This window comes from Pseudomonas sp. BR20 (genome assembly GCF_050780135.1).
GTDB lineage: Bacteria > Pseudomonadota > Gammaproteobacteria > Pseudomonadales > Pseudomonadaceae > Aquipseudomonas.
Genome location: NZ_CP172012.1, coordinates 6,384,826 through 6,405,988, shown reverse-complemented (window position 1 = coordinate 6,405,988; position 21,163 = coordinate 6,384,826). Strand labels below are relative to the sequence as shown.

General features: G+C 62.9%; 22 protein-coding genes. 15 read left to right on the top strand and 7 right to left on the bottom strand.

The window, feature by feature from the left end:
* Positions 1-7: 7 nt before the first annotated feature.
* The 4 genes from ruvX to gshB all read right to left on the bottom strand — a co-directional run bounded on the left by ruvX (position 8) and on the right by gshB (position 3,039).
* The gene (ruvX, locus tag ACHPFG_RS29590; protein ID WP_431701159.1) at positions 8-445 is read right to left on the bottom strand and encodes a Holliday junction resolvase RuvX; all 438 of its coding nucleotides are present in this window, start codon (positions 443-445) and stop codon (positions 8-10) included.
* Positions 445-1,014, bottom strand: a complete 570-nt coding sequence (locus ACHPFG_RS29585; RefSeq protein ID WP_090401661.1) for a YqgE/AlgH family protein — start codon at positions 1,012-1,014, stop codon at positions 445-447. Before ACHPFG_RS29585 ends, ruvX begins: the two co-directional genes overlap by 1 nt.
* Positions 1,015-1,102: 88 nt before the next feature.
* A complete protein-coding gene (locus ACHPFG_RS29580) occupies positions 1,103-2,008 on the bottom strand; it encodes a TonB family protein (protein WP_431701158.1) in 906 nt (301 codons plus the stop codon).
* A gap of 77 nt (positions 2,009-2,085) precedes the next feature.
* A complete protein-coding gene (gene gshB, locus ACHPFG_RS29575) occupies positions 2,086-3,039 on the bottom strand; it encodes a glutathione synthase (protein ID WP_053128013.1) in 954 nt (317 codons plus the stop codon).
* 239 nt (positions 3,040-3,278) lie between these two features.
* On the opposite strand from gshB, the gene pilG reads away from it, so the two are divergent.
* The 6 genes from pilG to ACHPFG_RS29545 all read left to right on the top strand — a co-directional run bounded on the left by pilG (position 3,279) and on the right by ACHPFG_RS29545 (position 13,051).
* On the top strand, positions 3,279-3,686 hold the full coding sequence (gene pilG, locus ACHPFG_RS29570; protein WP_027606081.1) for a twitching motility response regulator PilG: 408 nt from the start codon (positions 3,279-3,281) through the stop codon (positions 3,684-3,686).
* Between the two features lie 46 nt (positions 3,687-3,732).
* Positions 3,733-4,098 (top strand): twitching motility response regulator PilH, encoded by a 366-nt coding sequence (gene pilH / locus ACHPFG_RS29565; RefSeq protein WP_034116227.1) that lies wholly within the window; start codon positions 3,733-3,735, stop codon positions 4,096-4,098.
* Positions 4,099-4,110: 12 nt separating this feature from the next.
* Positions 4,111-4,635 carry a chemotaxis protein CheW gene (locus ACHPFG_RS29560; RefSeq protein ID WP_131697496.1) on the top strand — a complete coding sequence of 175 codons (525 nt, stop codon included), beginning with the start codon at positions 4,111-4,113 and terminating at the stop codon, positions 4,633-4,635.
* On the top strand, positions 4,632-6,683 hold the full coding sequence (locus tag ACHPFG_RS29555; protein WP_431701157.1) for a methyl-accepting chemotaxis protein: 2,052 nt from the start codon (positions 4,632-4,634) through the stop codon (positions 6,681-6,683). Before ACHPFG_RS29560 ends, ACHPFG_RS29555 begins: the two co-directional genes overlap by 4 nt.
* A 97-nt stretch (positions 6,684-6,780) precedes the next feature.
* Positions 6,781-12,603: an Hpt domain-containing protein gene (locus tag ACHPFG_RS29550; protein ID WP_431701156.1), complete on the top strand. Its 5,823-nt coding sequence runs from the start codon at positions 6,781-6,783 to the stop codon at positions 12,601-12,603.
* The gene (locus ACHPFG_RS29545) at positions 12,596-13,051 is read left to right on the top strand and encodes a chemotaxis protein CheW (protein WP_131697493.1); all 456 of its coding nucleotides are present in this window, start codon (positions 12,596-12,598) and stop codon (positions 13,049-13,051) included. The genes ACHPFG_RS29550 and ACHPFG_RS29545 overlap by 8 nt, the downstream gene beginning before the upstream one ends.
* A 55-nt stretch (positions 13,052-13,106) precedes the next feature.
* On the opposite strand, the gene ACHPFG_RS29540 is transcribed toward ACHPFG_RS29545, so the two are convergent.
* Entirely contained in the window at positions 13,107-13,316 is a 210-nt protein-coding gene (locus tag ACHPFG_RS29540) for a LysE family transporter (protein WP_431701155.1), read from the bottom strand.
* On the opposite strand from ACHPFG_RS29540, the gene ACHPFG_RS29535 reads away from it, so the two are divergent.
* Positions 13,305-13,511 carry an NBR1-Ig-like domain-containing protein gene (locus ACHPFG_RS29535; RefSeq protein ID WP_431701154.1) on the top strand — a complete coding sequence of 69 codons (207 nt, stop codon included), beginning with the start codon at positions 13,305-13,307 and terminating at the stop codon, positions 13,509-13,511. The two genes, ACHPFG_RS29540 and ACHPFG_RS29535, sit on opposite strands and share 12 nt — an antisense overlap.
* Positions 13,512-13,531: 20 nt before the next feature.
* Here the strand turns inward: ACHPFG_RS29535 and ACHPFG_RS29530 are convergent, their stop codons facing one another.
* Entirely contained in the window at positions 13,532-13,819 is a 288-nt protein-coding gene (locus tag ACHPFG_RS29530; protein WP_078826442.1) for a HigA family addiction module antitoxin, read from the bottom strand.
* A 14-nt stretch (positions 13,820-13,833) separates the two neighbouring features.
* Positions 13,834-14,112, bottom strand: coding sequence for a type II toxin-antitoxin system RelE/ParE family toxin (locus tag ACHPFG_RS29525; RefSeq protein ID WP_431701153.1), 279 nt, complete (start codon positions 14,110-14,112; stop codon positions 13,834-13,836).
* Positions 14,113-14,670: 558 nt separating this feature from the next.
* Between ACHPFG_RS29525 and ACHPFG_RS29520 the strand changes: the two genes are divergently transcribed.
* From ACHPFG_RS29520 to mdcH, 8 genes are all read left to right on the top strand, one after another.
* The gene (locus tag ACHPFG_RS29520) at positions 14,671-14,925 is read left to right on the top strand and encodes a DUF6124 family protein (protein WP_150095334.1); all 255 of its coding nucleotides are present in this window, start codon (positions 14,671-14,673) and stop codon (positions 14,923-14,925) included.
* Between the two features lie 293 nt (positions 14,926-15,218).
* A complete protein-coding gene (mdcA, locus tag ACHPFG_RS29515; protein ID WP_431701152.1) occupies positions 15,219-16,889 on the top strand; it encodes a malonate decarboxylase subunit alpha in 1,671 nt (556 codons plus the stop codon).
* The gene (locus ACHPFG_RS29510; RefSeq protein WP_131697489.1) at positions 16,890-17,723 is read left to right on the top strand and encodes a triphosphoribosyl-dephospho-CoA synthase; all 834 of its coding nucleotides are present in this window, start codon (positions 16,890-16,892) and stop codon (positions 17,721-17,723) included.
* On the top strand, positions 17,723-18,022 hold the full coding sequence (locus ACHPFG_RS29505; protein WP_032884109.1) for a malonate decarboxylase subunit delta: 300 nt from the start codon (positions 17,723-17,725) through the stop codon (positions 18,020-18,022). The genes ACHPFG_RS29510 and ACHPFG_RS29505 overlap by 1 nt, the downstream gene beginning before the upstream one ends.
* On the top strand, positions 18,015-18,857 hold the full coding sequence (locus ACHPFG_RS29500; protein ID WP_131697488.1) for a biotin-independent malonate decarboxylase subunit beta: 843 nt from the start codon (positions 18,015-18,017) through the stop codon (positions 18,855-18,857). The genes ACHPFG_RS29505 and ACHPFG_RS29500 overlap by 8 nt, the downstream gene beginning before the upstream one ends.
* A complete protein-coding gene (gene mdcE, locus ACHPFG_RS29495) occupies positions 18,854-19,624 on the top strand; it encodes a biotin-independent malonate decarboxylase subunit gamma (protein WP_145336893.1) in 771 nt (256 codons plus the stop codon). The genes ACHPFG_RS29500 and mdcE overlap by 4 nt, the downstream gene beginning before the upstream one ends.
* Positions 19,618-20,214: a malonate decarboxylase holo-ACP synthase gene (locus ACHPFG_RS29490; protein WP_167656782.1), complete on the top strand. Its 597-nt coding sequence runs from the start codon at positions 19,618-19,620 to the stop codon at positions 20,212-20,214. Before mdcE ends, ACHPFG_RS29490 begins: the two co-directional genes overlap by 7 nt.
* Positions 20,211-21,110, top strand: a complete 900-nt coding sequence (mdcH, locus tag ACHPFG_RS29485; RefSeq protein ID WP_431701151.1) for a malonate decarboxylase subunit epsilon — start codon at positions 20,211-20,213, stop codon at positions 21,108-21,110. The genes ACHPFG_RS29490 and mdcH overlap by 4 nt, the downstream gene beginning before the upstream one ends.
* The last annotated feature ends 53 nt before the right edge of the window (positions 21,111-21,163 follow it).

The following is a 21,163-nucleotide window of genomic DNA, read 5'->3' as shown; positions in this document are numbered from 1 at the left end:
GCGTCAGTCAGGATTCAAATAAAGCAGGGTTTTCGTCCAGCCAGCCCTGCAACAGCAAGGCGGCGGCGATGGCGTCCACCGGGTTGTCGCGGTAGCTGCCCTTCTGGCCGCCACGGTCACGGCGCTCGCCCTTGGCTTCAAAGGTGGTCAGGCGTTCATCGTGGGTATAGAAGGGCAGGTTGTAGCGGCCGTTAAGGCGGCGGGCGAACTTTTCGGCGCGCAGGCACATGTCGCTGGGGGTGCCGTCCATGTTGAGGGGCAGGCCGACCACCACGGCGTCGGGCTTCCACTCTTTAATGAGGGCTTCGACCTGGTTCCAGTCCGGTATGCCGTTCTGGGCCTTGAGGGTGCACAGCTCGCGGGCCTGGCCGGTGATCACCTGGCCAACCGCTACGCCGATCTGCTTGGTGCCGTAGTCAAAGCCGAGGATCAGACGCAAGGCCATCAGGCGTGCCCCGCCTGGCTGGTCAGCAGGCTGAGGTTGACCCGCAGCTTGGCCGCGGCGGCTTCCAGGCGCAATTCGCTTGCGGTATTGAACAGGATGTCGGCATCGAACGGGCAGGTCAGCCAGGCATTGCTGGCCAGTTCGGCTTCCAGCTGCCCGGCTTCCCAACCGGCGTAACCCAGGGTGATCACACTTTGCTCAGGGCCCACACCGTCGGCGATGGCGAATAACACGTCCTGGGAGGTGGACAGTGAGACCCCGTCCAGGTCCACCGTGGCCTGGAACTTCGGCCCGGTCGGGTGCAGTACAAAGCCGCGATCGGTCTGCACCGGCCCGCCGATGTAGATCTGTACGCCCTGGCAACGGGCCGGTGGGTCGACCTCCGGGCGCAGTTGTTCAAGGATATCGGCCAGGTTCAGCGCCTGCGGGCGGTTCACCACCAACCCCATGGCACCATTGGCCGTGTGCTCGACGATGTAGGTCAAGGTCTGCGCAAAGTTCGGGTCGGCCATATGGGGCATGGCGATCAGGAATTGGTGCTTGAGGTAGGTCGGGCTGACATTTTTCATGTCCGCTAGTGTGGCGTTGGAGGGGCGAACTGACAAGCTGGACGTGACCCGAATACAGTGCTGTCGGCTTTTCTGTAGGAGGGCGCTTTCAGTTGCTGGAGAGGCGGTCACCCTTGGCAAACTTCCAGGTGCGGATGATTTCCAGGCGGTCCACATCGTTCAAGTCCCCGGTAAACGGGGCAAAGGGCGCGGCGAGGCGCACGATGCGTTGGGCGGCCTGGTCCAGCAGCGGCTGGCCGGACGACTCCAGCACCTGCACTTCATATAACGTACCGTCGCGGTTGATCGACACTAATAGGCGTAAATTGCCGTAAATCTGCTGGCGCCGTGCCTCTTCCGGGTAGTTGAGGTTACCGATGCGCTCGACCTTCTTACGCCACTCGTCCTTATACCAGGCGCCCTTGTCACGCATGGTCGAGGCCGCGTTCAAGCGATAGATGCGCGGACGCTTGGCATAAAGCTGTTGTTCATGGGCCAGTTCGGCCTCCAGGCTGGAAATTTCGTCAGACAGTGTCGAGCTATCGAACGTCGGCGCTGGCTTCACGGGATCCGGCTGCGGCTCGGTCTTGGTTTTCTCGCGCTGGACCGGGGCTTTTTGCGGCTTGGGTGCGACGGTGGTCACCGTGGGCTTGGGCGTGGCCTGTTTGACTTCAGGCTTGGGCGCCGGCGGCGGTGTGACCTTATTGACCTTGTTGTCCTGGAAGGGCGCCACTTCGGTAGTCTTGGGAATCGCCTTTTTGTCCAGGGTGCCACTGCCCTGTTGGTTGTCCTGGGCAAGAAAATCCGCCTTCTCGGGCTTCTTTTCACTCTTGAACGTGGCGAGGGTGATTTCCAGGGTCTTGGTGATCTGCTTGGGCTCGACCATGGTGAAACCCACGCCGAGGATCAATGCCAGGTGAATCAACGCGGCCAGGAACAGGGTAAATCCGAGCCGATCAGCCGGGCGCACGCCGCTGTGGGAGAGTTCGGGGGGCAGATCGGACGGGAGTGTCATGACAAGAAAACCAACATCGCGCGTTTCACAGGTCGGGCATGATAGCGCAATGTTGGTGTGTGTCCGGCTGTTCTATATCACTTGGCCTGCAGCTTGCGCTCGATGGCAGCCATCAACATTTCACCGATGTTGGTGCCAAATGCGTTGTCGATCTCGCGAATGCAGGTCGGGCTGGTGACGTTGATTTCGGTGAGGTTTTCACCAATCACGTCAAGGCCAACAAACAGCAAACCCTTTTCCCGCAGGGTCGGACCAACTTGGCTGGCGATCCAGCGGTCCTTGTCGGACAACGGCCGCGCTTCGCCACGACCGCCGGCCGCCAGGTTGCCACGGGTCTCGCCCGCCGCCGGGATACGCGCCAGGCAGTAATCCACCGGCTCGCCGTCGATCATCAGGATGCGTTTGTCGCCGTCCTTGATCGCCGGCAGGTAGGCCTGGCCCATGATCTGCTGGGTGCCCAGGGCGGTCAGGGTTTCGAGGATCACCGACAGGTTGGGGTCGCCGGCGCGGTGCCGGAAGATCGAGGTGCCACCCATGCCGTCCAGCGGCTTGAGGATCACATCGCCGTGCTTGGCGGCGAATTCACGCAGCACATCGGCGCGGCGGCTGACCACGGTAGGCGGCGTGCACTGCGGGAACAACGTGGCGAACAGCTTTTCATTGCAGTCGCGCAGGCTCTGGGGTTTGTTGACGATCAGCACGCCAGCGCGCTCGGCCTGCTCCAGCAGGTAGGTGGAATAGACGAACTCCATGTCGAACGGCGGGTCCTTGCGCATCAGGATCACGTCGAGGTCGCTCAGGGGGCTGTCGATTTCGTCCTGCAGTTCGAACCACTTCTCGGGGTTGGCAAACACCTGCAGTGGGCGCATGCGTGCACGGGCCTCGCCGTCGCCCTGGTAAAGGTCGCGCTGTTCCATATAGAACAGGGTCCAGCCGCGGGCCTGGGCGGCCAGGAGCATGGCCAGCGAGCTGTCCTTTTTATAGGAAATGCTGGCGATAGGGTCCATGACAATGCCGACGCGAACGCTCATGGGGGATTTCCTCTAGCAAATTAGGGCGCATAAAAGTGGCGTCAGAGTGGCGCTGCGGTTGTTGTGGGTCAAGGAAAAACCACCGGGCGGGTGCCTCGATAGATTGCTCCCCGAGACTGTGCTAAAAAGACTGCCACGGCGCAGCAGCCCTTGAAATCCAAGGCCTGCGGCGCTCATCCTGTGCAACATAAGGCAGTACGCACCGAAAACCGATTCGCTGTGGCGATGGTAGAGCAGATATGGAACAGCATTCCAACGCCTTGAGAGTGATGGTGATCGACGATTCGAAAACGATCCGCCGCACCGCCGAGACGCTGTTGAAGAACGTGGGCTGCGATGTCATCACGGCCATCGACGGTTTCGATGCCCTGGCCCGGATTGTGGATCATCACCCGCACATTATCTTTGTCGACATCATGATGCCGCGCCTGGATGGCTATCAGACCTGCGCCCTGGTGAAGAACAACCCGGTGTTCAAGTCGATCCCGGTGATCATGCTGTCCTCCAAGGACGGCCTGTTCGACAAGGCCAAGGGGCGCATCGTGGGTGTCGATCAGTTTTTGACCAAGCCTTTCAGCAAGGAAGAACTGCTGAGTGCGATCAAGGCCTATGTGCCTGGGTTCGCCGCAGTGGAACAAGCACACTGACGTCGCCTCACAAGGGCCGGCGCTGACCAATGTAGCGGGGAAAACCATGGCACGAGTTCTGATCGTCGACGATTCGCCGACCGAAATGTACAAATTGACCGGCATGCTCGAAAAGCATGGTCACGAGGTTCTCAAGGCCGCCAACGGCGGCGATGGCGTGGCGCTTGCCCGCCAGGAAAAACCTGACGCGGTATTGATGGACATCGTGATGCCGGGCCTCAATGGGTTCCAGGCCACGCGCCAACTGACCAAAGACAAGGAAACCGAGCACATCCCTGTGATCATCATCACCACTAAAGACCAGGAAACCGACAAGGTGTGGGGTACTCGCCAGGGCGCCAAGGATTACCTGACCAAGCCTGTGGACGAGGAAACCCTGATCGCCACCCTGAACAAGGTGTTGGCCGGCTGACGGCACGCCATCATGACCGAGTCGCAAACCGCCTTCGAGTTGCTGCTGGACATCGACCGCCGCTGCCGCCTGCTGGCCGCCGACCTGCCATCCCAGGAAACCCGCCTGCAACGCTGGAGCGGGATTGGCTTTCGCCTTGGGCAGCATTGGTATGTCGCGCCCATGGGCGAAGTCGCCGAAGTCCTGCATGAGCCACGCTGCACTTTAATGCCTGGGGTCAAGGCCTGGGTCAAGGGTGTTGCTAACCTGCGCGGGCGTTTGCTGCCGGTGATGGACCTGGGCGGCTTCCTTGGCCTTGAGCTGTCCAAGGCGCGCAAGCAACGGCGGGTGTTGGTGGTGGAATACAACGATCTGTTTGTCGGGCTGCTGGTAGACGAGGTGGTGGGGATGCAGCATTTTGCACAAGACGCCTTGCTGGCGAACACCAGCCTCAGTGCGCCGTTTATTCAGGGTCACTTCGATGGTGAGCCGCTGTGGCAGGTCTTCAGCCCCTTCGCCCTGGCCCAGGCCCCTGGCTTCATGGATGTCGCCGCATGACCACCGCGACTACGCCCAAACCCCAGGCCGGCTCACGCAGCCGCTCACAGATCATCGTGCTGTTTATCGCGCTGATCGTGTTCATCATGCTGCTGTTCGCCAACTTCGCGTACCTCAACACCCAGTCCACCTACGACAAACAGTACATCGGCCACGCCGGTGAACTGCGCGTGCTGTCCCAACGCATCGCCAAGAACGCTACCGAGGCCGCCGCCGGCAAGGCCGCCGCATTCAAGCTGTTGGGCGAAGCGCGCAACGATTTTGCCCAACGCTGGGGTTACCTGAAAAAAGGCGACCCGCAAACCGGCCTGCCCGCTGCGCCCAGTGCGGTCCGCGCTGAAATGCGCGCGGTGCAGACGGACTGGGAAGCGCTGCTGAAAAACACCGACGCGATCCTCGCCAGCGAACAGACCGTGCTGTCCTTGCACCAAGTGGCCGCGACCCTCGCCGAAACCGTCCCGCAATTGCAGATGGAATCGGAGAAGGTCGTCGAGATCCTGCTGCAACGGGGCGCGCCGGCCAGCCAAGTGGCCGTGGCCCAGCGCCAGTCGCTGCTGGCCGAGCGTATCCTGGGCGCGGTCAACACCGTGCTGGCCGGCGACGAAACCGCCGTACAGGCCGCCGATACCTTTGGTCGCGACGCCAATCGCTTCGGGCAGGTGCTCAATGGCATGCTCAACGGCAACCCCGGGCTGCGCATCACCCAGGTTGAAGACCACGATGCCCGTGCGCGGCTGGCGGAAATCGCCGAGCTGTTCGAGTTTGTCTCCGGCTCCGTGGATGAAATCCTCGAAACCTCGCCGCAGCTGTTCCAGGTGCGCGCCTCGGCGAGCAATATTTTCAACTTGTCGCAAACCCTGCTCGATGAAGCCTCGCACCTGGCCACCGGTTTTGAAAACCTGGCCAGCGGACGCAGCTTCGACACCATCGGCGGGTATGTGCTGGGCCTGCTGGCGTTGACCTCGATCATCCTGATCGGCCTGGTGATGGTGCGCGAAACCAACCGCCAACTGCACGAGACCGCCGAGAAGAACGAGCGCAACCAGAATGCGATCATGCGCCTGCTCGATGAGATCGAAGACCTGGCCGACGGCGACCTCACCGTGACCGCCTCGGTGACTGAAGACTTCACCGGCACCATCGCCGACTCCATCAACTATTCCGTGGACCAACTGCGCGACCTGGTGGCCACCATTAACCTCACCGCCGGGCAAGTGGCGGGTGCCGTGCAGGAGACGCAGGCCACCGCCATGCACCTGGCCCAGGCGTCGGAGCATCAGGCCCAGCAGATCGCCGAAGCCTCCACCGCAATCAACCAGATGGCCCAATCCATCGACCAGGTATCGGCCAACGCGGCCGAATCCTCGGCGGTGGCGGAGCGTTCGGTAGAAATCGCCAACAAAGGCAACGAGGTGGTGCATAACACCATCCACGGCATGGACAACATCCGCGAACAGATCCAGGACACCGCCAAGCGCATCAAGCGCCTGGGCGAGTCGTCCCAGGAGATTGGCGACATCGTCAGCCTGATCGACGACATTGCCGACCAGACCAATATCCTCGCTCTCAACGCCGCGATCCAGGCCAGCATGGCCGGGGATGCCGGACGCGGCTTTGCAGTGGTGGCCGATGAAGTGCAACGGCTGGCCGAGCGTTCATCGGCGGCCACGCGGCAGATTGAAACCCTGGTACGCGCAATCCAGGCCGACACCAACGAAGCCGTTATCTCCATGGAACAGACCACCACCGAAGTGGTGCGGGGGGCGCGGTTGGCCCAGGACGCCGGAGTGGCGCTGGAAGAAATCGAAGGTGTGTCGAAAACCCTGGCCGCGCTGATCCAGAGCATCTCCAACGCGGCGCAGCAACAGACCTCGTCGGCGGGGCAGATCTCCCTGACCATGAACGTGATCCAGCAGATCACCACGCAGACGTCATCGGGCTCCACCGCCACCGCTGAAAGCATCGGCAACCTGGCGAAGATGGCGAGCCAGTTGCGCAGGTCGGTGTCGGGTTTCACCTTGCCTGCGGCCAAACAGGCCGATGATTGAAATGCGATCCAAATGTGGGAGGGGCTTGCCACCTCCCACACTAGATCTCCATTGGCTTTGAGATCCAAGCAACCCACGAATTCTAAGCGGAGCAGTTATGGTTGATCGGCACGACTACGTGGCCCTCGAATGGGTCAAGGGCGACATTGCCGAAACCCTGAAACAGGCCCGTTCGGCGCTGGATGCGTTTGTCGAGACCCGCGACGATGACGTGATCAGCCAATGCCTGGCCGCCATCCACCAGGTGCATGGCGCGCTGCAAATGGTCGAGTTCTACGGCGCGGCGCTGCTGGCCGAAGAGATCGAAGAGCTGGCCCTGGCGCTCCAGGCCGGGCAGGTCAGTCAGCGCGAGGAAAGTATCCGCCTGCTGCAACAGGCCCTGGGCCAACTGCCGTTGTACCTCGACCGTGTGCACAGCGCCCGCCGTGATTTACCGCTGGTGGTGCTGCCGCTGCTCAACGACCTGCGCAGTGCCCGCGGTGAAAGCCTGCTGTCGGAGACCAGCTTGTTCAGCCCGCAACTGCTGTCGATTGCGCCGCTTCCCGAGGACGCCCTGGCCCAACGCGCGCCGGCCGACGTTCAGGAGCAACTGCGCCAGTGGCACCAACTGCTGCAACAAGCCCTCGCCGGGCTGCTGCGTGAAGACCACGGCCCGAGCAACCTGGAAGACATGGCGCGGGTGTTCGCGCGCCTTGAAGCGCTGTGCCAGGGCGCGCCGCTGTTGCCGCTGTGGCAAGTGGCGTCGGCACTGGTCGAGGGCATGCTCACCGGCGTGGTCGCCAACAGCCCGGCACTGCGCAGCCTGCTCAAGGCCAGCGACAAGCAGCTCAAGCGCCTGCTGGCACAAGGCATCGGCGGGATCAACCAGCCGGCACCGGATGAGCTGCTCAAGAGCTTGTTGTTTTACGTCGCCAAAGTCACTCGACCGACCCCGCGCATGCAGAGTTTGAAAGAACGCTACAGCCTGGATGAGGCCTTGCCCGACAGCGCGGTGGTGGATGCCGAACGCGCGCGCCTCGCCGGGCCGGATCGTAACGCCATGGGCTCGGTGCTCGGTGCGTTGTGTGAAGAATTGGTGCGGGTCAAAGAGCGCCTCGACCTGTTCGTGCGCAGCGACCGCCAGCACACGAGCGACCTCGACGCGCTGCTGGCGCCCCTGCGACAGATTGCCGATACCCTTGCGGTGCTGGGGTTTGGCCAGCCGCGCAAAGTCATCATCGACCAGTTGGCCGTGGTATTGAGCCTGGCCCAGGGGCATCGTGAGCCCAACGACGCGGTGTTGATGGACGTCGCTGGCGCGCTGCTTTATGTGGAAGCCACGCTGGCGGGAATGGTCGGTACCGTTGAGCCGGAAGGCCACGAAGAAAGCCGTCTGCCCACCACCGACCTGACCCAGATCCACCAGTTGGTCATCCGCGAATCCTGCCAGTGCCTGCGGCAAGCCAAGGAGTTGGTGATCGACTGTATCGAAGCCGATTGGGACCGTCAGCGACTGGAATCCCTGCCGGAACTGCTGAGCCAGGTGCGCGGCGCGCTGGCGATGATCCCCTTGCCCCGTGCGGCAAGCCTGATGCGTGGTTGTACCGATTACGTCGACGAACAGTTGATGGTCAGCGATAGCCCGCCGTCGGAGGTGCAACTGGAGCACTTCGCTGACGTGATCAGCAGCCTGGAGTACTACCTTGAGCGCATGCTCCAGGACCCTGACGCAGCCGGTGAACGGGTGTTGGAACTGGCCACCCAAAGCCTGGCTGCGCTGGGCTACCTGCCCGCCGAAAAACCCTGGCGCCAGGCGCTGGCAGCACCCGATGGCGCGCTGTCGAGCGAGGTTGCGCCCAGCCAGTCCCAGTTCGACGCACTGGCCAACCCCACTTCGCGCCTCAATCCACCTGCCTTGCAACGCCCCGGTAGCCTGCTGCCGCCGCCGGCCGATGAAGCGCCCATCGACGATGAACTGCGCGACGTCTTCCTCGAAGAAACCGACGAAGTCCTTGAGGTGCTGCACCGCCACCTGCCCAACAGCGCAGACAAAACTGCCCAGGGCGAAATGCGCCGCGCCTTCCACACCTTGAAAGGCAGCGGTCGCATGGTGCGTGCCCTGGTGCTGGCGGAGCTGGCCTGGGCCGTGGAAAACCTGCTGAACCGTGTGCTCGAGCGCAGCATAGCCCTCGGCCCCGAGATACAGCAGGTGCTGGATGACGCCGTGGCCCTGCTGCCGGCATTGATCGCCGACTTCGCGACGGGCGACCAACACCAGCGCGATGAGGTCGACTCGCTGGCCGCCCGTGCCCACGCCTGGGCCAACGGCGCTGCCGCATCGGCCGCCGAACCCCACGATCCGATGTTGCTGGAGATCTTCCGCAACGAAGCTCAGAGCCATCTGGACAGCCTCAACCACTTCCTGCAACAGGCCGCCGAGCATGTGCCGCTGCAAGTCAGCGATGAGCTGCAACGCGCCCTGCACACCCTCAAGGGCAGCGCCTACATGGCCGGTGTGCTGCCCATCGCCGAGCTGGTACGCCCACTGGATCACCTGACCCGCGAATACAAAGCTCATCGCCTGCCGCTGGACCTGGACGAAGTCGAGTTGCTGCTGGAAGCCGAAGGCCTGTTCCAGCGTGGGTTGCGCCAACTGGACCGCGATCCCCTGGTGCCGATCAAGGGGGCGGATGACTTGATCCACCGTACCCAGGCCCTGCTCGACCATCAACTGGCCGCGCAGCTGGACGCACCCAACACGGGCTCGCGAATCAAGCGCGACCCGCAACTGATCGCCAACTTCCTGGCCCAGGGCATGGACATTCTGCTCGACGCCGAAAGCCTGCTGCGCCGCTGGCAACAACACCCCGGCGAACGCCAGGAACTCACCGCGTTGCTGGATGAATTGACCACACTGGGGGAGGGCGCGCACGTCGCCGACCTGCACGCCATCGATGAACTCTGCGAAGCCTTGCTCGACCTCTACGGCGCCGTGGAAGAAAGCAGCCTGGCGGTCAGCGAGCGGTTTTTCCATGAGGCCGAGCAGGCCCATGAAGCGCTGATCAACATGCTCGATCAATTGGCCGCCGGCCAGGAAATCATTCCGGCACCGGCCCGCGTAAACGCCCTGCGCGAACTGTTGGACGATGCTCTGGACCCTGCTGCCACCGGCCTGATCAAAAGCGACGGCAGCCGCGCCCTGAGCATCTCTGAACTGGGCGCCGCCACGGCGCAACTGCAGCATGAAACAGCGATTGACGATGAGCTCGTGGAGATCTTCCTCGAAGAAGCCGTGGATATCCTCGACAGTGCGGGGCAGTCCCTGAAACGCTGGCTGCTGGAGCCGGAGAGTGCGGCGCCGTTGTCGTCACTGCAACGCGACCTGCACACCCTCAAGGGCGGCGCGCGCATGGCCGACATCGGGCCGGTGGGCGACCTGGCGCATGAGTTGGAGTGCTTGTACGAAGGCCTGGTGGATCGGCGCTACAGCTACTCCAGCGAGCTGTCTCAGGTGCTGATGGCCAGCCATGAGCGGTTGGCCTTGCAACTGGAGGAGCTGCAGCACCATCAACCCTTGAGCGACAGTGCCGAGCTGGTCGCCAGGTTGCGCGCGCTACGCCAGGGCGGCATGCCGGCTGCACAGGCCGCCCCACCTACGGAAACGCCGGGCACCGACCCGGAGTTGCTGGACATCTTCCTCGAAGAAGCCGCCGACATTCTCGACAGCTCCGGCAGCGCCTTGCTGCGCTGGCAGGCCGAGCCGAACAATCGCCAGGAAGTGGAAACCCTGCTGCGTGATTTGCACACCCTCAAGGGCGGCGCACGCATGGTCGAGATCGGACCGATTGGTGACCTGGCCCATGAGCTGGAATTTCTCTACGAAGGGCTGTCCGCCGGTTTGCTCGCGCCGTCCGCCGAACTGTTCGCGTTGCTGCAAGGTTGCCACGACCGCCTGGCACAGATGATCGACGCCGTGGCGGACGGGCTGCCGGTGGGTTCGGTGGACAGGCTTATCGAACGGATCAAGAGCCTGGTTCACCCCAGCGATGAGCCAGTGGTGCCATTGGCGTTGCCCGCAGGCAAGGCCGATGCGGTGGTTGATCCCGCCGCCGACATGGTGAAAATCTCCGCCGACCTGCTCGACGACCTGGTCAATCTGGCGGGAGAAACGTCGATCTTTCGTGGCCGTATCGAGCAGCAAGTCAACGACGCGCGCATTGCCCTGCATGAAGTGGAAACCACCATCGAGCGTATGCGCGACCAACTGCGTCGCCTCGATACCGAAACCCAGGGGCGCATTCTCAGCCGTCAACAGGCCGAGGCCGAGCGCCTGGGCTACGAAGAATTCGACCCGCTGGAAATGGACCGTCATTCGCAGTTGCAGCAACTGTCCCGCGCGCTGTCCGAATCCGCCTCGGACCTGCTCGACCTCAAGGACACCCTCGACCGCCGCAACGAAGATGCCCATGACCTGTTGCAGCAACAGGCGCGCATCAATACCGAGTTGCAGGAAGGCCTGATGCGCACGCGCATGGTGCCCTTCGAGCGCATGCTGCCGCGCCTCAAACGCATCGTGCGCCAGGTGGCGGGCGAGTTGGGCAAGGACGTGGAGTTCATCGTCGGCAATGCCGAGGGCGAGATGGACCGCAATGTGCTGGAGCGCATGGCGGCGCCGCTGGAACACATGCTGCGCAACGCCGTCGACCATGGCCTGGAATCACGTGATGCGCGGTTGCTGGCCGGCAAACCGGAGAAGGGCCGCATCACCCTGGACCTGACCCACGAAGGCGGCGATATCGTTTTCGACATGCGCGACGACGGTGCCGGTGTGCCTCTGGAAGCGGTGCGGCGCAAGGCGATCAAGCGCGGTTTGCTCGCCCCTCATCAAGAGATGAGCGACCGTGATGTGTTGCAGTTCATCCTGCAGCCGGGGTTCTCCACGGCGGAAAAGATCACGCAGATTTCCGGGCGTGGCGTGGGCATGGACGTGGTGCATGAAGAAGTGCGTCAGCTCGGCGGCTCGATGGTCATTGACTCGACACCGGGGGAGGGCGTGCACTTTCGCATTCGCCTGCCGTTTACCGTGTCAGTCAACCGGGCGTTGATGGTGCAGTGCGCAGACGACCAATACGCGATCCCGCTCAATACCATCGAAGGGTTGGTGCGTGTGTTGCCCCATGAACTGGCGGGGCACTACCAGCAGGATCCGCCGCGTTATGAATATGCCGGCCAACGCTACGAGTTGTTTTACCTGGGCGACCTGCTGCACACCGTCGGCCGCCCGAAACTATTGGGCCAATATCAACCCGTGCCGGTGTTGCTGGTGCAGTGCAATGAGCGCCGCGTAGCAGTGCATGTGGACGCGATGGCCGGCACCCGGGAGATTGTGGTCAAGGGCCTGGGCCCGCAATTCTCCGGGGTGCAGGGGTTATCCGGCGCGACCATCCTGGGTGATGGGCGCGTGGTCTTGATTATCGACTTGCTGGCGCATATCCGCGCCCGGCAACCGGCCTTGCCGGCGCAGCCGGTGGATGCTCCGTTGATTCTCAACGACCCGCTGAAAAAACGCCCGCTGCTGGTGCTGGTGGTGGACGACTCGGTCACCGTGCGCAAAGTCACCAGCCGCTTGCTGGAGCGCAACGGCATGAACGTACTCACCGCCAAAGACGGCATCGACGCCCTGGCCGTGCTCGAGGAACATACGCCCGACCTGATGCTGCTCGACATCGAAATGCCGCGCATGGACGGCTTCGAAGTCGCCATCCATGTGCGCAGCGACCCCCGGCTGATGCGCCTGCCGATCATCATGATCACCTCCCGCACCGGCCAGAAACACCGCGACCGTGCCATGGCCATCGGCGTCAACGACTACCTGGGCAAGCCGTACCAGGAATCGGTGCTGCTCGAAAGCATCGCCTACTGGAGCAAATCCCGTGCTTGACCACCGCACCAGCCAACTCACCGGCCTGCTCCTGCCCCTGGCCGACCGCCACCTGGTACTGCCCAACGTCGCCATCGCCGAGTTGATCGACTTCCAACGCGGCGAACCGGCCAGCGACGCACCGCCGTGGTATTTGCGGCAAGTGACGTGGCGGGATCGGCAAATCCCGTTGATCAGCTTTGAAGCGGTGTGCGGCGAGGCCAGCGTGACCGGCGAACGCTCGCGGATCGTGGTGTTGAATGCGCTGGGCGGGCGGCCGACGTTGAAGTTTATTGCAGTGGTGATCCAGGGAATTCCGCGCTCGTACAAGCTCGATAGCGAATTGAGCTATGTGGACGTGCCGCTGTGCCCATTGGAACTGGCAGCGGTGCAGGTGGGGGAGCATGTGGCGAAGGTGCCGGATTTGATGGGGCTCGAGGCTCTGCTGGTGGAGTCCGGGTTGGCCTGAGCGGCGCATTCTCCATGAGAAATGAAAGGCACCTGTGGTGAGGGCGCTTTCCCGTTCAGAGACGCTGCAGCAGATGAAAATCAGCAATCAGCATACCCGCCAGGTACACCATCAAAATCACCACACCCGCGTCCAATAAACGCCAGACCTTTGCCGAACGAAATAGCCCCGTCAACCTTTGGCATCCCAACGCCAAAACCACAAACCACACCAGCGACGCGGTCATTGCTCCGCCGGCAAAGAACGCTTGTTGATGGATATTCATCTGCGTAGCCTGCACAGCGAGCTCCCCATTGCCGATACGCTGCCGGGCCAGCCGGTGCATATCAGTGTGGAGTTTGCAGCACCCAAGGAGACCTGCACGGTGGCTTCAGTCTGGAGAATCGAGGATGAGCGGGGGAAGCCTTGTTACGGGCCTGCGTTCATTTTGCATGTAGTGGTTAACGTCATGGCGCGTTGAGCGTCCGGTTGGCTTTTTCCTTAGTCAATCCGCGCAAACCGCTCAATCATCGGCTGCTCCCGATGCTCGGCCTGCCACAAGTCGTGGGCACTTTGCATCGACAACCATAACTGCGCAGTACTTACGCCGGCTCGCTCCAACCGGACGGCAAGGTCTGGGCTGACGGGGGCGTGGCCATGCAAGATCCTTGAAAAAGTCTCGCGGGCGAAGCCAAGGCGTCTGGCCATTTCGGTGATGGTAATACCGAGGGCCGGGACTACATCCTCAAGCAGAATTTCGCCTGGGTGAGGTGGGTTGTGCATACCCATATCGATACCTCTACTCAGTGGTAATCAAGATAATCAACCAGTTCGACCTGATCGTCGAACATCCGAAAAATGATGCGCCAGTTACCACTTATGCTGACTGACCAGTAGTCGATCGGGTCGCCCTTCAAACGGTGGAAGCGCCAGCCGGGCAGGTCCAGTGCATCTGGCTGCTCGGCCTTGTCCAGAATGAGCAGCACGCGGCGCAAGCGCTTTGCATGATTTGCGTTGATGCCTCTGGTTGAACCGGTCTCATAGAACGCCCTGAGTCCTTTATGTTTCCAGCTGACGATCATGGCGCGATTGTGATGTGATACATCACGCTCTGCAATGGCCTTGCATCGGGATTAACGGTCGGTTTCATGAGGCCTGCCCGTAGCTATTCGGAGCGAAAAGGCTAGGGACAACGGTTCCGAGCAACAACCTGAAAAGTCTGTCAGATAATTCTCTTCTGAGTGTCGATGATCGTTCCCACGCTCCGCGTCACCCTATTGCAGGGCTTTGGCCTTGCGCTGGCTGGCGGCTGCGGCTGGGGCTTCGGATTTTTCCTGCAAGATTTTGGGTTGTGCATGAACTTGTCGCGTGCAGTCAGCGCGCCTAGTCTTCGTCCCGTCATCGCAAAAAACGGTGACACGGACGTGCAAGTCCGACGAAACTGTTTAGGCGTACAAACGCCCTGCCAACCAACGGGCGTTTTTTGTGCTCGCTGCTTTATGGCGGCTGCGCGCAGGAGGTCTTCGGACCTGCTGGGTGTCCTAAACAGGCCCGGTCTTGCACACCTGCGCACGGTCGCCACCCTCATTCGCGTGCAAGCGAACGGTGGCGCTCCTTACTGACTGTTTAGGAGTTTCATCATGATCAAACCTACCCCTAATCCGCCTCTCTTCACCGTAAACCCCCACCAAAACACCGAAACCCTGCTGGTCAACGCCAGCGAAACCCTGTCCTCCCTCAACGCACTCACCTGCAACCTGGCCTTCGACCTGGACACTTCCCAGCGCGCCATCATGCTCGGGATCCAGCAAATGGCCGAGTTGGGACAGTTGCTGGTGGATCGGGCGCTGGAGCAGGTCAGCCCTTCGCTGGAAAAGGTCCCAAACAGGGACTGATCAGTCCCTTTTTGGGACCGCTATCTCACAGACACCGTAGAGCAAAATGTGGGAGGGGGCTTGCCCCCGATAGCGGGGGGGCAGCTAAGTGATGTATCAACTGACACTCAGCCATCGGGGGCAAGTCGAATCGTCGCACCGCCCCTCCCACATTTTTGATCTTCACTGGGCTAGGCTAAGCGTTTGCTGATGCTCCATTACTCCAGCCGTAATGATTCGCCGCCCAGCTTGATTGATGGCCCCCTGAATCACTCCTAAGGTACAGCCCACGACAGCAAACCCGTGGAGCGACCATGACAACAACAATAAACCCCGACTCGCGCTGGACGCGGCGGCGCGACGAGAAGCATCGGCGGCTCGGGCTGGTCAAAAAGTACGCAGACGGCGCGGTGCTGCCCAGCGACAAGATTGTTGAGGCGCTTGAGGCGCTGATCCTTCCCGGCGACCGCGTGGTACTGGAAGGCAACAACCAGAAGCAAGCCGACTTCCTCTCGCGCTCCCTGGCCAAGGCCGACCCGGCCAAGCTCCACGATTTGCACATGATCATGCCCAGCGTCGGGCGGTCCGAGCACTTGGACCTGTTTGAAAAGGGCATCGCGCGCAAGCTGGACTTTTCCTTCGCCGGCACGCAATCCCTGCGCATCAGCCAGTTGCTCGAAGACGGCCTGCTGGAAATCGGTGCGATCCATACCTACATCGAACTCTATGCACGACTGGTGGTGGACCTGATCCCCAACGTCGTACTTTCCGCCGGTTTCATGGCCGACCGTGCCGGCAATATCTACACCGGTGCCAGCACCGAAGACACTCCCGCGCTGATCGAGCCCGCCGCGTTCAGCGATGGCATCGTGATCGTGCAGGTCAACCAGTTGGTGGATGACGTCACCGACTTGCCGCGCGTCGACATCCCCGCCAGTTGGGTGGATTTTGTGGTGGTGGCCGACAAGCCGTTCTACATCGAGCCGCTGTTCACCCGCGACCCGCGCCATATCAAACCCGTGCATGTGTTGATGGCGATGATGGCGATCCGTGGCATCTACGAAAAACACAATGTGCAATCGCTCAACCACGGCATCGGTTTCAACACCGCCGCCATCGAATTGATCCTGCCCACCTACGGCGAATCCCTGGGCCTGAAGGGCAAGATCTGCCGCAACTGGACCCTCAACCCGCACCCTACGCTGATCCCCGCCATCGAAAGCGGTTGGGTGGAAAGCGTGCACTGCTTCGGCACCGAACTGGGCATGGAGAACTACATCGCCGCCCGCCCGGATGTGTTCTTCACCGGCCGCGACGGTTCGATGCGCTCCAACCGGATGTTCTGCCAATTGGCCGGCCAGTACGCGGTGGACCTGTTTATCGGCGCCACCCTGCAAGTCGACGGCGACGGCCATTCCAGCACCGTGACCCGTGGCCGCCTCGCCGGTTTCGGTGGGGCGCCGAACATGGGCCACGACCCGCGCGGTCGCCGTCATGGCACGCCGGCGTGGCTGGATATGCGTCACGACGATGCGCCGGTTGCGCTGCTGGAGCGCGGCAAAAAGCTCGTGGTGCAGATGGTCGAGACCTTCCAGGAAGGCGGCAAGCCCACCTTCGTCGACACCCTCGACGCCGTGGAAGTGGCGCGTAAAAGCGGCATGCCCCTGGCACCGATCATGATCTATGGCGACGACGTCACCCACCTGCTCACCGAAGAAGGCATCGCCTACCTGTACAAGGCGCGGTCCCTGGAAGAGCGCCAGGCGATGATCGCCGCCGTCGCCGGGGTAACCGCCATCGGCATGCGCCATAACCCCAAGGACACCGCGCGCATGCGCCGCGAAGGCCTGATCGCCTTGCCCGAAGACTTGGGTATCCGCCGCACCGACGCCACCCGCGAGTTGTTGGCCGCCAAGAGCGTGGCCGACCTGGTGGAGTGGTCCGGTGGCCTGTACAACCCGCCCGCCAAATTCAGGAGCTGGTAAATGCGCGCCCTTAAACTGCACGAACTCAGCCTCGCGGATCGCCTGGCGGATATGGCCGTCGATGCGCTGATCGATGAAGCCGACCTGTCGCCCAAGCCTGCCCTGGTGGACCGTCGCGGCAACGGCGCCCACAGTGATTTGCACCTGGGGCTGATGCACGCGTCGGCGCTGTCGCTGTGGCCGATGTTCAAGGAAATGGCGGAGGCCGCGCTTGAGTTCGGTGAAGTCGGCTTGCCCTTGCGCGAAGCCCTCGGCCGTATCGGGCGCGAAGGTGAACAAGCGATGCTCGCCACCACCCACGGCGTGAACACCCATCGTGGCGCGATCTGGGCCCTCGGCCTGCTGACTGCAGCGGCGGCGCTGGAACCCCGCGCCATACCGCTGAATGCCGCCAGACTCGCCCTGCTTAACGACCGCTACGCGCCGCAAACCGCGAGCCACGGCGCCCAGGTTGCCCAGCGCTATGGCGCGCGCGGTGCCCGTGAAGAAGCGCAACTGGGCTTCCCGTCGGTGCTGCAACGCGGCCTGCCGCAACTGCACAAAAGCCGCCAACAAAACGCCGGTGAACAGAACGCGCGCCTGGACGCCTTGCTCGCGATCATGACCGACCTGGCCGACACCTGCGTGCTCTATCGCGCCGGCCTGGAAGGCCTGCATGCCATGCAGCGCGGTGCCCAGGCCGTGCTCGACGCCGGCGGCAGTGCAAGCCTCGCCGGGCGCCGCCAATTGCATGAGCTGGACCACCAACTGCTGGCCCTGAATGCCTCCCCCGGTGGCGCCGCCGACCTGTTGGCCGCCTGCCTGTTTATCGACCGCCTCGACGGAGCGTTGTGATGGAAACCTTATCCTTTGAATTCCCCGCCGGGCAGCCGCCAAAAGGCCGTGCGCTGGTGGGTTGCGTCGGCTCGGGCGACCTGGAAGTGCTGCTGGAACCAGGCACGGCCGGCACGTTGACCATCCAGGTACAGACCTCGGTGAATGGCGCCGAACAACGCTGGCAACACCTGTTCGAACGCATCTTCCAAGAGCAGACACCGCCGGCCCTGAACATTGATATTCACGATTTCGGCGCCACCCCCGGCGTGGTGCGCCTGCGCCTGGAGCAGGGTTTCGAGGAGATCGGCCATGACTGACTTGCTCGCTAAACACAGCTTCGTGGAACTGGGGGCGCGGCAGCGGGCCAAGGCCTTGTTGGATGCCGGCACCTTTCGCGAACTGATCGACCCGTTCCAGCGTGTCATGTCGCCCTGGCTCAGCCGCCAAGGTGTGGTGCCCCAGGCCGATGACGGGGTGGTGATCGCCAAGGGCAGCATCGGCGACTTGCCTGTGGTGATTGCAGCCATTGAAGGCAACTTCCAGGGCGGCAGCCTCGGTGAAGTGGGCGGCGCGAAAATCGCCGGCGCCCTGGAACTGGCCGCCGAAGACAACCGCAAGGGCATCCCGACCCGCGCGGTGCTGCTGCTGGAAACCGGCGGCGTGCGCTTGCAGGAAGCCAACCTCGGCCTGGCCGCGATTGCCGATATACACGCGGCGATTGTCGACCTGCGCCAGTACCAGCCGGTGATCGGCGTGGTGGCGGGCAGCGTTGGCTGTTTCGGCGGCATGTCCATCGCGGCCGGGCTGTGCAGTTACCTCGTCGTGACCCGCGAAGCGCGTCTGGGGCTCAATGGTCCGCAGGTGATCGAACAGGAAGCCGGGTTGGAAGAATACGACTCCCGCGACCGTCCCTTTATCTGGAGCCTCACGGGTGGCGAACAGCGTTTCAACAGCGGCCTGGCCGACCGTTACGTGGCCGACGATGCGGCGCAGATCCAGCAGACTGTCAGCGCGTTGTTGCAGCAAGGCGTGCCCGCACAACAACGCAGTCGCCAGGCTGATTATTACCTCACACGCTTGGCCGAGTTGGACGCCGTACCGCAAATCGACCCGGCGACGGTGCGCGAGCTGTATCAAGGAGAACGCTCATGAGAGGCTTGCAGTGGTTCAACGCATTGAGCGCCGGCGCTCCACCTGTAGAAGGTTTGCCGGCGTCGCTGAGGGTTGCCGACGGTGTATTGGGTGAGCAAAAGGTGCGCTTTGTCGCCGTGGTTACCGACGCGCAAAACCGCTTCCCTCGGGCGCGCAATGGCGAAGTCGGCCTGCTCGAAGGCTGGGGCCTGGCCAAGGCCGTCGATGAGGCCATCGCCCGCGGCGACAAGCGCCCCATCATCGCCATCGTCGATGTGCCCAGCCAAGCCTACGGCCGTCGCGAAGAGGCCCTCGGCATCCATCAGGCCCTGGCCGCTGCCGCCGACAGCTATGCCCGCGCTCGCCTCGCCGGCCACCCGGTGATTGCGCTGCTGGTGGGCAAGGCCATGTCCGGTGCGTTCCTGGCCCACGGTTATCAGGCCAACCGCCTGATCGCCCTGCGCGATCCCGGTGTGATGGTGCACGCCATGGGCAAGGCGTCGGCCGCGCGGGTGACCTTGCGCAGCGTCGAAGAGCTGGAAGCCCTGGCCGCCAGTGTGCCGCCCATGGCCTATGACATCGACAGCTATGCCAGCCTCGGTTTGCTGTGGGAGACCTTGTCGGTCAGCCAGATTGAACAGCCCACCGCGGATGATGTAGCGCGGGTCACTGATTGCCTGGTGCATGCGATCAAGGATGTCGGCAGCACCGATTTGCGCGGGCGCCTCGGCGCGACAAATCGCGCAGCCTCCAGCCACGTTCGCCAACTGCTGCGGGAACAATGGTGAACGCCCACGACTTGCTCTGGGGCATGACCCCGGCGCATGTGCCCGCCGATGCACCGGCATGGGTGCTGGAGGCGCTTGGCGCCGGCCACCCGGTGGTAGTGCGCCGCGCCATTGCCGAACCGGGTTATGTGGCGGTCGGCGTGCGCGGGCGTTTGCGTGAGCAACGTTTTGCTGCGCGGATGCCGCTGGCGGCAGTGCAGCGGCGAGTGATACCGGAAGCGTTGCGCGGGGTGATCTCTCCGAGGGATTTACCCGCGTTGCGCGCGCTCGACCAACTGCGGCCGGTGCTGGCGCAGGAGACGTGGGGCGTCACAGGCAGCGCGGGTTTCGAGTTGGCCTGTGGGGTGGAAGCGCTGCATGCCCAGAGTGATCTGGATTTGATGCTGCGCACGCCCGAGCCTTTGGCCCGAGGTGATGCCGAAGATCTCCTGGCGATGCTTGATAGGGCTGAGTGCGCCGTCGACCTGCAACTGCAAACCCCGTTCGGCGCCGTCGCCTTGCGCGAATGGGCCAGCGGCTCACGCCGTGTGCTGCTGAAAACCGCCAGCGGGGCGCATCTTGTGCTCGACCCTTGGCAGGCCGTGGCATGAGCAGCCTTCTGGTGTTTCCGGGGCAGGGTGCCCAGCGACCAGGCATGCTCCAGTCGCTGCCCGAACCTGTGCTGGAAGAAGCCAGCGATGCCCTGGGCGAAGACGTGCGCCTGCTCGATTCCGCGCAAGCCCTGGCCAGTACCCGCGCCGTGCAACTGTGCCTGTTGATTTCCGGCGTGGCCCACGCCCGTCTGTTGGATCGCACCCCGGATTACGTGGCGGGCCTGTCCATCGGTGCCTACCCGGCTGCGGTCATCGCCGGTGCCCTGGCGTTTGCCGAGGCGGTAAAACTGGTGAGCCTGCGCGGCCAACTGATGCAAAACGCTTATCCACACGGCTACGGCATGACCGCGATCATCGGCGTGGAGTTATCCACCGTCGAAAAAATCCTCGCCGACATCCACAGCCCCGAAACCCCGGTGTACCTGGCCAATATCAACGCCGATAACCAGAGCGTGATCGCCGGCAGCGACGAGGCCATGAAGCGTGTTGCCGCGCGCATCAAGGGCAACGGCATCGCCAAACGCCTGGCCGTCAGTGTGCCGTCCCATTGCGCGCTGCTGGCGCAACCGGCCGAGGCCCTGGCCCAGGCATTTGTCCCGCTCAAGGCGCCGCGTATCACCTACCTGAGCAGCACCCGTGCGCGGCCGATCCACAACCCCGAACACCTTTGCGACGACCTGGCCTTCAACATGTGCCGCGTCGTTGACTGGCGCGGCACCGTGCAAAGTGCCTACGAGCGCGGTGTGCGCCTGCAAATCGAACTGCCCCCGGGCGCCGTGCTCACCGGCCTGTCACGCCGCGTGTTCGAGCAAGGCACGGTGATCGCCTGCGAAGGCGCACGCCTGGATACCTTGCAGGCCCTGCTGGAAGAGGAGGAGCGCCGCCACCGATAAAGCACTACCCAAGGCTGTCGAAGCACAAAAACAACAATTTCGATCGAGCACTT